13 protein-coding genes are annotated in these 14,546 nt (G+C 70.8%); 3 read left to right on the top strand and 10 right to left on the bottom strand.

Going from position 1 to position 14,546, the window contains the following annotated elements:
- Positions 1-180: 180 nt before the first annotated feature.
- Entirely contained in the window at positions 181-2,295 is a 2,115-nt protein-coding gene (locus AC3WLZ_RS05190; RefSeq protein ID WP_492469316.1) for a S9 family peptidase, read from the top strand.
- Between the two features lie 101 nt (positions 2,296-2,396).
- Here the strand turns inward: AC3WLZ_RS05190 and AC3WLZ_RS05185 are convergent, their stop codons facing one another.
- The 5 genes from AC3WLZ_RS05185 to AC3WLZ_RS05165 form a co-directional block, all read right to left on the bottom strand.
- A complete protein-coding gene (locus AC3WLZ_RS05185) occupies positions 2,397-3,314 on the bottom strand; it encodes a putative endonuclease domain-containing protein (protein WP_492469315.1) in 918 nt (305 codons plus the stop codon).
- A 253-nt stretch (positions 3,315-3,567) separates the two neighbouring features.
- Entirely contained in the window at positions 3,568-4,596 is a 1,029-nt protein-coding gene (locus AC3WLZ_RS05180) for a 6-phosphofructokinase (protein ID WP_412924022.1), read from the bottom strand.
- 94 nt (positions 4,597-4,690) lie between these two features.
- Positions 4,691-5,752: a hypothetical protein gene (locus AC3WLZ_RS05175; RefSeq protein ID WP_492469314.1), complete on the bottom strand. Its 1,062-nt coding sequence runs from the start codon at positions 5,750-5,752 to the stop codon at positions 4,691-4,693.
- A gap of 55 nt (positions 5,753-5,807) precedes the next feature.
- Entirely contained in the window at positions 5,808-7,964 is a 2,157-nt protein-coding gene (locus AC3WLZ_RS05170) for a DEAD/DEAH box helicase (protein ID WP_412924020.1), read from the bottom strand.
- A gap of 194 nt (positions 7,965-8,158) precedes the next feature.
- Positions 8,159-8,797, bottom strand: a complete 639-nt coding sequence (locus tag AC3WLZ_RS05165; protein WP_492469313.1) for a hypothetical protein — start codon at positions 8,795-8,797, stop codon at positions 8,159-8,161.
- A 152-nt stretch (positions 8,798-8,949) separates the two neighbouring features.
- On the opposite strand from AC3WLZ_RS05165, the gene AC3WLZ_RS05160 reads away from it, so the two are divergent.
- Complete coding sequence (locus AC3WLZ_RS05160; protein ID WP_412924018.1) at positions 8,950-10,317, top strand: MFS transporter; 1,368 nt, start codon at positions 8,950-8,952, stop codon at positions 10,315-10,317.
- 53 nt (positions 10,318-10,370) lie between these two features.
- On the opposite strand, the gene AC3WLZ_RS05155 is transcribed toward AC3WLZ_RS05160, so the two are convergent.
- From AC3WLZ_RS05155 to AC3WLZ_RS05135, 5 genes are read right to left on the bottom strand one after another with little or no spacing between them, the layout of a single operon-like run.
- Positions 10,371-11,315 carry a bifunctional riboflavin kinase/FAD synthetase gene (locus AC3WLZ_RS05155; RefSeq protein WP_492469312.1) on the bottom strand — a complete coding sequence of 315 codons (945 nt, stop codon included), beginning with the start codon at positions 11,313-11,315 and terminating at the stop codon, positions 10,371-10,373.
- The gene (locus tag AC3WLZ_RS05150) at positions 11,312-11,731 is read right to left on the bottom strand and encodes a hypothetical protein (RefSeq protein WP_412924016.1); all 420 of its coding nucleotides are present in this window, start codon (positions 11,729-11,731) and stop codon (positions 11,312-11,314) included. The genes AC3WLZ_RS05155 and AC3WLZ_RS05150 overlap by 4 nt, the downstream gene beginning before the upstream one ends.
- A gap of 55 nt (positions 11,732-11,786) precedes the next feature.
- Complete coding sequence (locus tag AC3WLZ_RS05145; protein WP_412924015.1) at positions 11,787-12,155, bottom strand: hypothetical protein; 369 nt, start codon at positions 12,153-12,155, stop codon at positions 11,787-11,789.
- Complete coding sequence (truB, locus tag AC3WLZ_RS05140) at positions 12,152-13,045, bottom strand: tRNA pseudouridine(55) synthase TruB (protein WP_412924014.1); 894 nt, start codon at positions 13,043-13,045, stop codon at positions 12,152-12,154. The genes AC3WLZ_RS05145 and truB overlap by 4 nt, the downstream gene beginning before the upstream one ends.
- Positions 13,045-13,551 carry a nucleoside/nucleotide kinase family protein gene (locus AC3WLZ_RS05135; RefSeq protein ID WP_412924013.1) on the bottom strand — a complete coding sequence of 169 codons (507 nt, stop codon included), beginning with the start codon at positions 13,549-13,551 and terminating at the stop codon, positions 13,045-13,047. The genes truB and AC3WLZ_RS05135 overlap by 1 nt, the downstream gene beginning before the upstream one ends.
- A gap of 124 nt (positions 13,552-13,675) precedes the next feature.
- Here AC3WLZ_RS05135 and AC3WLZ_RS05130 point away from each other — a divergent pair, with 124 nt between their 5' ends.
- A complete protein-coding gene (locus AC3WLZ_RS05130) occupies positions 13,676-14,542 on the top strand; it encodes an HhH-GPD family protein (protein WP_492469311.1) in 867 nt (288 codons plus the stop codon).
- Positions 14,543-14,546 lie beyond the last annotated feature (4 nt).

Below are 14,546 nucleotides of genomic sequence, written 5' to 3'. Positions count from 1 at the left end.
CGATCGCTTTCCGTAGGGGGAAGGGAGGATGCCGACGGGATCGGCGCGGAGAACGAAGAGTTCACCTGACATTCGGCTCGCGTTCACCGGGCCGTCGACATCATTTCACCGGCGTCTCCCCCGGTCAAACGGACGGCGGCGGTCGGCGACCGTCGCCCCGCAGCCGACTACCGTGGAGAGGTGACCGACACGCCCGCCCACCTCGTTCCGCCCGTCGCCGCCCGCCGTGTCACGACGCGCACCCACCACGGCGACACCTTCGACGACCCGTACGAATGGCTGCGCGCGAAGGACGACGCGGAGGTGATCGCCCACCTCGAAGCCGAGAACGCCTACACCGACGCGCGCACCGCGCACCTGGCATCCCTCCGCGACGAGATCTTCGGCGAGATCAAGGGCCGGACGCTCGAGACCGACCTCTCCGTGCCCGCTCGCCGCGGCGAGTGGTGGTACTACGGCCGCACGGTGGCGGGAGCGCAGTACGGCATCCAGTGCCGCGCTCCGCTGGCCTCGCCCGACGACTGGACGCCGCCCGTCCTCTCGCCCGACGAGCCCGTCCCGGGCGAGCAGGTGCTGTTCGACGGGAACGTCGAGGCCGAGGGCACCGACTTCTTCTCGCTCGGGAGCTTCGAAGTCTCGAACGACGGCACCCGCATGCTGTACGGCATCGACGTCGCCGGGGACGAGCGCTACACCGTGTGCGTCCGCGACCTCGTCACCGGAGAGACGCTCGCCGACGAGATCCCCGACACGTTCTCGGGCGCGACGTTCTCGCCCGACGGCCGCTTCATCGTGTACACCACCGTCGACGACGCGTGGCGCCCCGACACCGTGTGGCTGCACGAGATCGGCACCGACGTGGATGCCGACGTGAAGCTGTTCCACGAACCCGATGAGCGGTTCTGGGTCGGCGCCGACTTCACCCGCAGCGACCGCTACCTCGTCATCGGCGTCGGGTCCTCGATCACCTCGGAGGAGCGCCTGATCGACGCCGACGACCTGCGCGGGGAAGCCCGCGTGGTGTGGCCGCGGCGCGAGGGTGTGGAGTACTCGGCGGAGCACGCGATCGTCGACGGCGATGACGTGCTGTACATCCTGCACAACGACGGCGCTCTCGACTTCGAGCTCGTGCGGGTCTCGGCATCCGATCCCGAAGGCGCCCGCGAGACGGTGATCCCGCACCGCCCCGGCGAGCGCCTGCTCGGCGTCGACACGTTCCGGGACTGGGGCGTCGTCGCCTACCGTCGTGACGGGCTCGCGCGCCTGGGCCTGCTGTCGTACACCGACGGGGCGGTCACCGAGATCGGGTTCGACGAAGTCCTGTACAGCGTCGGCACCGGCGGGAATCCCGAGTGGGCACCGCCCGTCCTCCGCGTGGGGTACGGCTCGTTCGTCACTCCCGGCACGGTCTTCGACTACGTCATCGACACCGGTGAGCTGCTGCTCCGCAAGCGGCAGCCCGTGCTCGGCGGCTTCGACCCCGCCGACTACGGCCAGGCCCGCGCATGGGCGACGGCCGACGATGGCACGCAGGTTCCCGTCTCCCTGGTGTGGAAGCGCTCGTTCGGCGAGCCCGGGACCGCGCCGCGACCGGTGCACCTGTACGGCTACGGCTCCTACGAGCACTCCATCGAACCGGGCTTCTCGGTGCCGCGTCTGTCGCTGCTCGACCGCGGCGCGATCTTCGCGGTCGCGCACGTCCGCGGCGGCGGCGAAATGGGGCGCCAGTGGTACGAGGACGGCAAGCTGGGTGCCAAGCGCAACACGTTCACCGATTTCGTTGCGGTGGCCCGCCACCTCGTGGCATCCGGGTACACCACCCCCGACCGGCTCGTCGCCGAAGGCGGGAGCGCCGGCGGCCTCCTCATGGGCGCGGTCGCGAACCTCGCGCCCGAGCTGTTCGCCGGCATCCTCGCCGACGTTCCGTTCGTCGATGCCCTCACGACGATCCTCGACCCGTCGCTGCCCCTCACCGTCATCGAATGGGACGAGTGGGGCGACCCGCTGCACGACGCGGACGTGTACGCGTACATGAAGTCGTACACGCCGTACGAGAACGTGCGCGACGGTGTGCCCTACCCGCGGATCCTCGCCGTCACCTCGCTCAACGACACCCGCGTGCTGTACGTCGAGCCGGCCAAGTGGGTGCAGCGACTGCGCGAGGTGGGCGCCGACGCACTGCTGAAGTGCGAGATGGTGGCCGGCCACGGCGGCGTCAGCGGTCGCTACAACGCGTGGCGCGAGCGGTCGTTCGAGCTCGCATGGCTCCTCGACGTGATGGGGCTCGCGGAGTAGAGGCGGCGCGCGGGTGCAGGAACCTCGTCCCACATATGGCGGTGCATGTCCCAGATGTTGTCGGCTGAGGCCAGCTGAAGCAGCCATAAGTGGGACGAGGGTCACAGGCCGGGCCGCCAGCCCGCCCTGATCAGAGCAGCGCGCACCATCGCGACGGCCGGAGCACCGCCGCCGCGGAGGTGGTGGTTCAGGATGCGAACGTGGTCCCAGCCTGCATCGCGGATCGCCGCCCAGCGGTCAGCGTCCCGGGCGAACTGTCGCGGGTCCTCGGCGTGCACCCGCCCGTCGTACTCGACAGCGACTCGCCAGGCCGCGAAGGCCAGATCGATCTCCGCGACGAACTCTCCGCGCGTCGAGAAGATGTCGACGTTGACGTCCGGCTCCGGAAATCCCCGGCGCACGAGGAGGAGACGCAGGTGCGTCTCTCTCGGTGACCTCACACCCGGACGGGCCAAGGCGAGCGATCGCCGCAGGATGCCGCCGCGGACATCGCCCATGAGAGCCACCTCGTCCTCCAAATCGCCGAGGGAGGCGATCGGGTGTCGGCCCGCCAAGAGCGCGTCGGCACCCGCGACGAGATCATCGAGGCCCCAGAGCCGACCGCACTGCCGCCACGCTCGGACGGCGTTCTCGATCGGCATCCCCTCCGGTCCGACGTCGATGGCCGGCTCACGCGTCTGCAGCCGGTGACCGACAACGCCGTGGGTGCGAGGTTCCCGGGCCGGCCGATGTGCGGATACATGGATGCGAGGAACGTAAGGCCACTCCGGTGTGCTGAGCCCGCGCAAGACGAACACGGTCTCGTGGCTGAAGAACTGCCCCGGGGCGAGACGCGGTACATAGGAACGACATCGGTCGAGGATGGTGTCGGCTTCCCCGAGCGAGAGCGATCGCACACCGTGGAAGGGTGCCGACAGGTCTGAGGCGCGGAGTCGAGTTCGACTCGCCCCCTTCTCCATGGCGTGGGCGACGTGGAAACGTTCGGGCAGGCCTCCCGGCAGGGGCTGGAGTCGGGTCATGCCCCCAGGGTCCCGGACGTGCTCGCGTGGGTCGGCGATGTCCACAGCCCCTTCCCCTCGACCGTCACCTGTGGAGGAAGCTGCCTCGAGCGCGGGGCATGTCCCATTTGTGGCTGTCTCAGCGCGCCTGAACCGACAAAGAGTGGGACATGCACCGCCATATGTGGGACGAGGGTGCTTATCCAGCGCAGCACCGCCCCGAAACGACAGCGCCCCGCCCCGCGCAGGCGGGACGGGGCGCAGCGGCAGTGGCTCAGCCGAAGAGCGCGGCGGCCTCTTCGTAGCGGTAAAGCGGGACGCTGTTCAGCTCGCCGAGCGCGTCGGCGAACGGCACCCGGATGATGTCGGTGCCGCGCATCGCGACCATCTGACCCCAGGCACCGTCGGCGAGCGCGTCGGCGGCGTGCAGCCCCAGGCGGGTGGCGAGAACGCGGTCGAACGCCGACGGGGAACCGCCCCGCTGGATGTGCCCGAGCACCGTGGCCCGGGTCTCGATGCCGGTGCGGCGCTCGATCTCGGGCGCCAGCAGCTCGCCGATCCCGCCGAGGCGGGGGCGGTTGAAGGCATCCAGGCCCTTGTCGCTGAAGGCCTCCTCCATGCCGGTGAGCTTGAACCCCTCGGAAACGACCACGAGCGGCGCGCGACCGCGATCGTGCGCCCGCGTGACCTGCTCGACGATCTCGTCGATCGACATCGGCACCTCGGGGATGCAGATGACGTGGGCGCCGGCGGCGATTCCGGCGTGCAGGGCGATCCAGCCGACATGGCGGCCCATGACCTCGGCGACCATGCAGCGCTGGTGCGAGTCGCCGGTCGTGCGCAGGCGGTCCATGGCATCGGTCGCGATGTTCACGGCGGTGTCGAAACCGAACGAGTAGTCGGTCGCACGGAGGTCGTTGTCGATGGTCTTGGGCACACCGATGACGTTGATGCCGTCCTTCGACAGGCGATCGGCGGCGGCCAGCGTGCCCTCGCCGCCGATGGCCAGGATGCCGTCGATGCGGTGCCCGTAGAGCGTCTTGGAGATGTTCTCCGCCCCGCCGCGAACGCCCTCGTACGGATTGGTTCGGCTCGTGCCGAGGATCGTGCCGCCGACCTTGGACAGGCCCTTCACCTCGTGCCGGGTCAGGGGGAAGAAGTCGCCGTCGACGACGCCGCGCCACCCATCCCGGATGCCGACGAACTCGATGTCGTGATTGGTGGTGCCCTTGAGCACGACGCCACGGATGACGGCGTTGAGCCCGGGGCAGTCGCCGCCGCTGGTCAGGATGCCGATCTTCATGCTGTGAACCTCGCTAGTCGGGTGATCGAGTCGGCGACGCTGCCGCGTTCGACATTAGTGCCCCACCCGGCGCGCTCGTCAAATGGGGGACGCGTCAGGCGCGACGCCACGAGCCGGGCTCGCCGGAGTCGGCGGTGATCCATTCCTCGGCCGCGCCCGCGGGCGTGACGTCGTCGAACCAGAACGTCTCGTCGGGACCCCACCCCGCGAGCACACTCGCGCCGAGGTCGCCGAGGTCGACCACCTTCCCCGCGGTCGTGAGGTACCCCGCGACCGTCAGGTGGACGCCCACCGCCTCCCGTGCGACGGCGGACCAGTCGGGCTGGATCCACACGCCCTCGCGCCCCGTGGTCCAGCGCCACACGGCGCGTCGCGAGGCGGTGACGATCAGGGGATGCCGTCGGCACAGCGCGGCCCACGCCTCGGGTCCGTCGATCTCGATGACGTCTCCCGAGGGCACGGCGGCCGGCTGCACCCGCGCGGAACGCCACCCGAACGAATCCTCGACGAGTGACAGCGCGACCGGACCTGCCGCACCCCTCCGTCTCGTCGTGCGAGGCAAGGACATCGGCGGCGTCGACCACCACGGTCCGGACAGCTGACCGGCGTTCTCGGCCGCCGCGAACTGCAGCTCGGTCGCCGCCATCCCCCTGGGCCAGTCCTCCAAGATCGCCTCCGGGGTATCGGGGCCTCTGGCCTCACCCTCGCGCACCACCGTCCACTGGTCGTCTCGTGCCACGGTGCTCTCCCACCAGCGCACGTGTGCGGATTCCGCGACCGAAGCCGCCACGGGAGCCAGCACGGCACGGACATCATCGGCCGCGGCGAGCACGTCCTCGCCGTAGGGCGGCTGCCAGTAGGCGGCCAGATCGACCGCCACCTGGAGCGCCCGGTCGATGAGCGCGGGGGTCAGCTCGGGCGTCGGGACGCGAGCGAGCGCGGCCGCCGCCTCAGCCACCGACACCTTCGGCTCTTCCCGTGGCGTCTCCCCGATCCACATGACCGTGCCCGGGTTCTCCGCGAGAGCGTGGCCGGCCCAGAACACGGCGTGGACGGCGTCGCTCTTCTCGACGGTGTCCGGTGCCGCACGATGTATCTCCAGGCACAGCCGTCGACCGCGCGGGCCGTCGAGCAACGCCGAAGGGTCGAGGGACATGCCCTCGACCCTAGCGACAGCCTCCGACGTAGCGGGGCCGGGCAGCCGACCGGGGTCAGCCCCCGAGCGCCTGCCGCAGCAGGTGCATCAGCGCGGACAGCTGCACGGAATCGCTCGACCCCGGCTCGATCGCGAGGCCGTCCAGGGCGCGCTGCGCCAAGCCCTCCTTCGAGTCGATGAGCTCGGCGATCTTCGTGTCGATCGTGTGCGCGGCGATGATGCGCCACGCGGTGACGGGCTCCTCCTGGCCGATGCGGTGCACACGGTCGATGGCCTGCGTCTGCTCGGCGGCGGTCCACGAGAGCTCGGCGAGCACGACGTTCGACGCGGCCTGCATGTTCAGGCCCACGCCCGCGGCCGTCAGCGAGCACACGGCGATCCCGACGCTCGGGTCGGTGTTGAACGCGTCGATCGCTGCCTGGCGAGCCGTGGACGTCTGGTCGCCCCGCACGGACACCGCCTTGAGCCCGGATGCCTTGAAGTGCGCCTCCGCGGCATCCATGACGTCGATGTGCTTGGCGAAGAAGACGACCTTCCCGACCGAGCGCTGCAGCTGCACGGCGTAGTCCGCCGCGAGCTGCGCCTTGGCCTGGCCGATGCGGCGGACCATGGTGAAGACGTTCTCGGATCCGGTGCCGGCTGCCTTGCTCTCTTCGAGCTCGCCGTGCGCGACGAGGCGCACGATGTCCTCGTCGATCTCGCCGGGAGCGAGACCGCGGTCGCCGCGGGCTTCGATGATGCGCCGGTACTTCGCCGCGAGACGGGCACCCAGCTCGCGCTCGGCGTGCCGGATGGAGCGGCCGAACTCGTCGTCCAGCTCGACGGGGAGGTCGGCGATGAGCTTGTCGGGGAGGTCGGCGGCGACGTCCTTCTTCTTGCGACGGACGATGCCCATGGAGATCACGGCTTCGCGCGCTTCGGGATAGAACGCCTTGTCGGCGGGGGTCAGGCCCGTGGCATCCAGCTTCTCCATCAGCTCGGGACCGGGCTTCTCACCCGTGGTCCAGCCGAGGAAGCGCCAGATCGCGTCGAAGTCCTCGACGTCGTTGATCAGCGGCGTACCGGTCAGGGCGAGCATCAGCGGGTCGCGCGTCTGCTGGCGGACACGGGATGCCAGAGCCAGCACGTTCTGCGACCGCTGCGACGACAGGTTCTTGATGAAGTGCGCCTCGTCGACCGCGATGCCCTTGAGGCCGATCGAGGACAGCCACGCGAGGTGGCGATCGAGGATCTCGTAGTTGACGATGAACACGTCGGCGAACGCGTCGATGTCGGCGCCACTCCCGGAGATGACCGTGGCACGACGATGCGGCGTCCAGCGCTGCACCTCGCGAGCCCAGTTCATCTTCACAACGTTGGGCACCACGACCAGAAGCGGGTAGGCCTCGGCGACGGAAGCCGCGAGCACCGACTCAGCGGTCTTGCCCAGGCCCGGCTCGTCCGCGAGGAGGAAGGAGCGGTGACCCTGACGGACCGCCTCGAGGAAGCGGGACTGGTGCGGCATGACCTCGAGTCCGCGCGGTGACAGGCGGTCGAACTCGGGGACGGGCGGCAGGTCCATGCTGGCGGCCGAACCGCCGGCACCGGTCTCGAACGCCTTGTACAGCGGTCCCATGAGCTCCCAGCCGTCCAGACGGCGGCGGGGCGCATCACCCGTCGATCGGGGGGTGAGATCGGGAGCGAGGAACGGGTTCGCCATCTGGCGCGCCTCGATCGAGGCCGGAACGACCTGCTTCTCGGCGAGTGCCGCGGGCACCACCGGAGCGGTGGCGGGCGCGTTGTCGGTGATGATCAGCTCGTCCGGCGGCAGCTCGGCACCGGACTCGAGCAGCCAGTCGCGCCGCATACGCCGCGCGACCGGCGAGGTGGCCTGGTCGACCTCGAGCAGCTGGATGAGAGACGTGTCGCGCGCAGCGGTCTTCGCGAGGATCGTGGCCACGCCGTCGAGGCGCTTGAGCAGCTCGGCGCGCGCGGCGTCGGTGATCTCGGTGTCGGCCTTCACCCGGGCGCGCTCCTCGCGGACGAGGAAAGCGATCACCTGGAACTTGACGCGGTTGGTCGGACCGAGCTTGCCGCGCTGGGCCTTGGCCTCGACCTCTCGCACCTTGCGGGCGAGGATGGGGATGACGGGGGCCTCGTCATCGCGACGGGATGACGAGGTCTTGCGGCGCCGTTGGCTCGAGCTTCGGGCGGCGGTTGCCGTGGTCGGCATGCTCCTCCTGAGCGTGTCGTCCGGATGGGTCCGGGACGTCCGGCCTGAAGCCGGTGGATCGATGACCCCGGAGAATGCCGCGAGACTGACCACCGGAGCGGCAGCGTCTGCGACCCGTAACGCGTCTTCACCGGAACGGCTCGCGAGGAGGCGGGTGACGGGGTCGCATCCATTCTAGCGGTTCTCGGAGCCGGTCACCCCGCCACCGTCGACAGAATGTCCTCGGTGTAGCCCTCCGGATCGAAGTTGATCCACGACGTCGTGACCCAGACCTCCCCACGGATGGCCTGCACTTCGCCGCGTTCGAACGGCACGTCGTCGAGCGAGACCCCGCGCTGGTCGAGACGGCAGATGGTCGCGGAGTCACTGGTGTCGCACCCGAATCCGCTCGACGACAGCGCGTCGCGGACGAACGCCGCCTGCGTGGCGTCGACGATCGACACGTTCGTGGACAGACCCTTCTCTCCCGGCGGGCCCCACGAGCAGCGCAGTGTCGGGATCGAGTCCAGGAGCTCGAGCAACGACGCCTGGTCGGTGGAGAGCAGGGAGACCCCGGGATCGTTGAGCGGGCCGTCCTGCTCCTGGAGCCGGGTGAGCATGGCATCCGAGTAGACGTCGTCGCAGGAGGCGGGGAGAGCCGTGCTCGGGCTCACTGTCGGAGAGGGGATCGACGAGGACGGCTTCGGCGTCGCGGACGCCGACGGGGTGCTCGACACCGATGCTTCGGAGGTCGGCGACGCAGTCGGGGACGGTTCCGGAACGCAGCCGCTCAGGGCGACGACAAGGGCCGCGGCGGCGGAGCCGACGGCGAGCACACGGGCGAGGGCGGGCATGAGACCTCCGAGGATCGGATCGACCCTAACCCGGGCGTAGTGCGGTTCCGGAGTGCCTGCGGGCGAGTCGTCGGGGAGGCCCGCCCGAGGTGTCACGGCCCGGGGGTACGGCCGCTCGACCGCAGCGGTCCCACCGCCCGTACGCTGGGCCCATGGCCGAACGGATGTCGCGGGACCAACGCGTCGTGCTGACCGTGGCGGTGCTGGCATCCTTCGTGTCGTTCCTGGATGGCACCGTCGTGAACGTGGCGCTCCCGGCCATCTCCCGCGACCTGGGCGGCGGGCTGTCCACACAGCAGTGGGTCGTGGACGCCTACCTCGTCACGCTCGGCGCGTTCATCCTCGTCGCCGGATCGATGAGCGACGTCCTGGGCCGCACGCTCGTGCTGCGCATCGGCCTCATCGGGTTCGGCGTCACCTCGATCGCCATCGCCGCCGCGCCGACCGCGGAGTTCCTCATCGCCGCGCGGGCGCTCCAGGGCGTCGCGGGCGCGCTGCTGGTGCCCAGCTCCCTCGCGCTGATCACGTCGACGTTCCGCGGCGCCGCGCAGGCCCGCGCGATCGGGATCTGGACCGGTGCCACCACCGTCGCCATGATCGCGGGACCCCTCATCGGCGGCGTGTTCGTCGACGCGTTGTCGTGGCGCCTGGTCTTCCTCGTCAACGTCCTGCCGATCGGCGTGACGCTGTGGCTGCTCGCGCGACGCGGCCATGCGGACCAGCGCCGCCCCGGCGCGCACGTCGACATCCTCGGTGCGGTCCTGTGCGCCGTCGGCCTCGGCGGGATCGTGTTCGCGCTCATCGAGCAACCGAACCTCGGATGGGGCTCGCCGGTGATTTGGATACCGGCTGCGCTCGGGGTCGTGTCGTTCGCGGGGTTCCTGGTGCGCCAGCGCGTCGCGCGCGAACCGATGATGCCGCTCGACCTCTTCCGATCCCGCAACTTCTGGGCCGGGAACCTCACGACGATGTTCGTCTACGCGGCGCTGTCGTTGAACGGCTTCGTCCTCAGCGTCTACCTGCAACAGGGGGCGGGACTGCCCGCAACCCTCGCGGGCCTGGCATCGCTGCCGAGCACGCTGCTGATGATCGCCCTCAGCTCACGGATGGGCGCACTGTCGGGCCGCATCGGGCCGCGGCTGTTCATGACGCTCGGACCGGCCGTCATGGCCGTCGGGGCGCTCCTGCTGCTGACGGTTCGCCCCGAGTTCGACTACTGGACGCAGGTGCTGCCGGGCGTCGTCGTCTTCGGCCTGGGTCTCACCGCCACCGTGTCTCCGCTGACCGCCGCGGTGCTGGGCGCGATCGATACGGAGCGGTCGGGAATCGCCTCGGCGGTCAACAACGCCGTGTCGCGGGTGGCCGGTCTCCTCGCAATCGCCGCGGTGTCCGCGATCGCCGGCGGCGCCCTCGACCTCGACGGGTTCCACCGCGCGGCGATCTTCACCGCGGTGCTCATGGGGCTCGGCGCGGCGACGTCGTTCCTCGGCATCCGCAACCACCTGTCGCGACGGGACTGAGGTCGCCGCGGCGGCAACGTAACGCGCTCTCGGCGCCCACGCGTCGGGCGTCGTCAGCTCAGGATGCCGCGGACGCGCTCCACGTCGTCGGCCATCTGCACCAGCAGGGCCTCGACGCCGTCGAAAGCCGCCATGCCGCGGACCCGTTCCACGAAACGCACCTCGACGTGGTGCCCGTAGAGATCGAGGTCGGTCTCGTCGAGGACGTACACCTCGACCTGCCGCGTGTGCACGTCGTCGAACGTCGGATTGGTGCCGATGCTGATGGCGGCCGGGTAACTGATGCGACGCGCGCCGTCGACGTCGACGAGCCACCCCGCGTACACGCCGTCGGCGGGCACGAACCCTTCGAGGTCGGGCGACAGGTTGGCCGTCGGGTATCCGAGCTCGCGCCCGCGCTTGAGCCCGTGCACGACCTCGCCCCACACCGAGGGAGCCCGACCGAGGAGACGAGCGGCGGTGGCGATGTCACCCGCCGCGAGGGCCTCGCGGATCCACGTCGACGACACGCGACGGTCGGCGTGAACCGCGCGGACGTCGTCGACCACGTCCACCCGGAAGCCGTACTCCTCCCCCAGCCGCACGAGCATCGCGGGATCGCCGGCGCCCCCGGCGCCGAAGCGGAAGTCGCGCCCCACGAGCACCGTCCGAGCCGCGAGGGCGTCGACGAGCACTCGCCGGACGAAGGCGTCGGCCGGCTGCGCGGCCAGCGTCTCGTCGAAAGTCAGCAGCAGGGTGGCATCCACTCCCGCGCGATCGAGGAGCTCGAGCTTCTGGTGCGGGCCGATGACATCCGGCGGGCACTTCTCGGGTCGCAGGACGCTCAACGGGTTGCGGTCGAAGGTCACGGCCACGACCTGCGCGCCGTCCGCCGCCTCGACGCGAGCCCGGTCGATCACGGCACGGTGGCCGGTGTGCACGCCGTCGAACTTGCCGATCGCCACGACCGACGGACCGAAGCCCGCGGGCACCTCCGCGGGGTCGCGGAAGACGATCACGACGCCGTCCGGCGGTGCCGCACCAGCCACCACAGACCGAGGAACGGCAGCACGAGCGGAATGAACAGGTAGCCGATGCCGTAGACCGACCACACCGTCGGATGCTGGAACAGCGACGGCAGCGCGAGGCTCAGCGTGCCCACGACGAGGACTCCCACGAGCTCGAAACCGATGGCGACCCACGCAACGCGGTACCACGCGGGCCGCGCCGAGAAGACGAGCGCGAGCGTCGCGACGATGTAGACCACGGCCGCGAGCGCGGAAAGCGTGTAGGCGACCGGCGCGTCGTCGAACTCACGGACGATCTGCACGAACGACCGTCCCGTCGCGGCGAGCGCCATGATGCCGTAGACGATCACGAGGACCCGGCCGACGCCGGTCATTCCGCGGGTGCGGGCGGGAGTGATGGATGCCATGACCTTCCGAGTCTAGTTCTCCCGGCGTCCTCTCGCCTCGGCCGCCACCGACGCTTCAGGCGACCTGCACCGTCCAGATCACGTGCATGCGCCACACCATCACGGCGACCGCGAGGGCGACGGCGCCCATGATGACGGTGCTCCACCGGCTGCGCTCGATGAGCGCCCACGCGGCGCCGGCGGGCGGGAGGAGTGCGGCCGAGACGAGGTACGTCCAGTACTCCAGCAGGCTGCCCGTCGGCGGGTTCCCGGCGAACGGCGACACGATGGCGACGACGATCTGCACGATGAGCAGCACCTCGATGAGCGCGAGGGCCCCCACCGTGAGGTCGGACGGTCGGCGTCCGGCGAGCCCCGCGACGACGGCGATGAGGCCCGCGAGAACCGCGACCCCCACCTGCGTGAGTGTGAACCACAGGATCATCCCGCGACCTCCCCGGGCATGTTCATGACGCTCTTGAGCTGACTCCCCCGCCGCTCCACGATCCCGACCAGCCGCCCGTCCGGATCGATCGCGGCCGCGCGCTCGCCCGTGAGGCGCCCGCCGCCGTCGATGCGCTTGCCGTGGCGGAGGTCGCGCGCGTCGTCGGAGCTCACCGCGAGAGCACCGACGACCGTCGCGGCGGCGGTGGCCGGGTTCACCAGGGCTTCCTCGGCGATGTCGTCGACGGATGCCGCTGACCCGACGCCGAACGACCCGATGCGGGTTCGGCGGAGAGCGGTGAGGTGGCCGCCGACGCCGAGCGCGGCGCCCAGGTCGCGGGCGAGCGCGCGGATGTACGTTCCGCTGGAGCAGTCGACGACGACGTCGAGGGCGATCGTCGCCGCTTCTCTCCGGATCGCACGCACGTCGAAGCGTGACACGGTCACACGACGCGCTTTCAGCTCGACCGCCTCGCCGGCGCGGGCCAGGTCGTACGCGCGACGGCCCTGCACCTTGATCGCGGAGACCGTGCTGGGCACCTGCTCGATCTCGCCGGTCAGCTCGGCGACACCGGCGGCGATCGCGGTCTCGGTCACGGCGTCGACCGCCGCGGCATCCGCGCGCCCGGTCTCTTCTCCGTCGGCGTCGTCGCTGTCGGTCGAGACCCCGAGGAGGATCGTCGCCTCGTAGGTCTTGTCGGCGCCCACGATGTAGGTGAGCAGGCGCGTCGCGCCCTCGACGCCGAGCACCAGCAGGCCCGTGGCCATGGGGTCGAGCGTGCCCGCGTGGCCGATCTTCCGCGTACCCAGCGCGCGACGCGCGCGCGCCACGACGTCATGGCTGGTGATGCCCCCCGGCTTGTCGACCAGGAGGATGCCCGCGCGCACCATCAGCAGAAGTCGCCGAACACCTGCACCGGGTGGGCGGGGTCGGAGTTCTCGACGATGACCGACGCCGCAGCCCGGGGCCGCGATGACCGGACGTACTGCTTCTCGGCATCCGGGAGCTCGGGACGGGGAGCACCGAAGGGCGGGTTGGCTTCGAGCCACACCGACCAGTTCCACAAGCCGCGCAGGCCGGACGCGTGAAGGAAACGGCCGTCGACGACGAGGACCGCGCGTTCGGGGGCGGCGGTTCCGCTGCCCTCGAAGGGCTCGCCCGCGCGGAACGGCGCGACGAGACCCTCGCGCACGTCGTCGGCGCCGTCGCCGAGCGTCGCGCGGAACACCGCGGTGCCGTCCTCGGCGACCGCCGCGGCGAAGGCGTCAGCGAAAGCAGTGGCGGCGGCGGCATCCAGGGCGTCGATCGCCACGACAAGACGGCCGTTGCCCGCGTTCTGATGCAGGAGATCGCGGAGGCTGCGCTGCAGGGTCTCGACGGGGTTCTCGCTCGACATGCCTCCAGCCTACGGTCGCCCACCGACACCGCCTCTTCTTGAGCCACGCGGCGACATCGCCTTCCCCTGACGAACGCCGTCTCTCGCGCCGCCCCCGGGGCGGTGGCGACCGTAGGGTTGAGGGATGCCAGGGATCGCCGCACCGCTGATCGCCTGGTATCGCGACAATGCCCGAGACCTGCCGTGGCGCCGGGACGGGTTCGGGGCCTGGGGCACTCTCGTCAGCGAGTTCATGCTCCAGCAGACGCCCGTGGCCCGCGTCATCCCGCACCTCGAAGCGTGGCTCGAGCGGTGGCCGACACCTGCTGACCTCGCCGCCGCACCCCCCGCGGAAGCCGTCGCGCACTGGGCGAACCTGGGCTACCCGCGACGCGCGCTGTGGCTGCACCGTGCGGCCGTGCAGATCCGCGACCGGCACGAGGGAGTCGTGCCGCGCGACGTCGACGCGCTCCTCGCGCTCAGCGGGATCGGTGACTACACCGCCCGTGCCGTCGCGGTGTTCGCGTACGGCGACCGGCATCCGGTGGTCGACACGAATACGCGACGGGTCCTCGCCCGCGTGATCGACGGCGTCGCGCAACCCGGTCCGCCAGGGAAGTCCGACCTCGCCCGGATGACGGCGGAGCTGCCGGAAGACGTGGGCGAGGCGGCGATCGTGAACGCCGCGGCCATGGAGCTCGGGGCCATCGTCTGCACCGCACGCTCACCGAAGTGCGGTGTGTGCCCCCTGGCAACGCAGTGCGCGTGGCGGGCGGCGGGGTACCCGGCATCCGAGGACCGGCGTCGCCGCCAGGCGAAGTACGAGGGCAGCGACCGTCAGGCGCGCGGCGCGGTGCTGAAGGTGCTGCGCGATGCGGCACCCGCGGCGGTGCGCCTCGACGACGTCGTTCCCGACTGGCCCGACCCCGTGCAGCGGGACCGGGCGATCGACTCACTCATCGCCGACGGACTCGCCGAAGCAGAGGACGGCGCGCTCTTCCTGCCCCGCTGAGGGC

It is taken from the genome of Microbacterium sp. FW305-3-2-15-F-LB2 (genome assembly GCF_058787255.1).
Note: the sequence above shows the minus strand (reverse complement) of the source record. Positions and strands in the feature narration are given on the sequence as shown.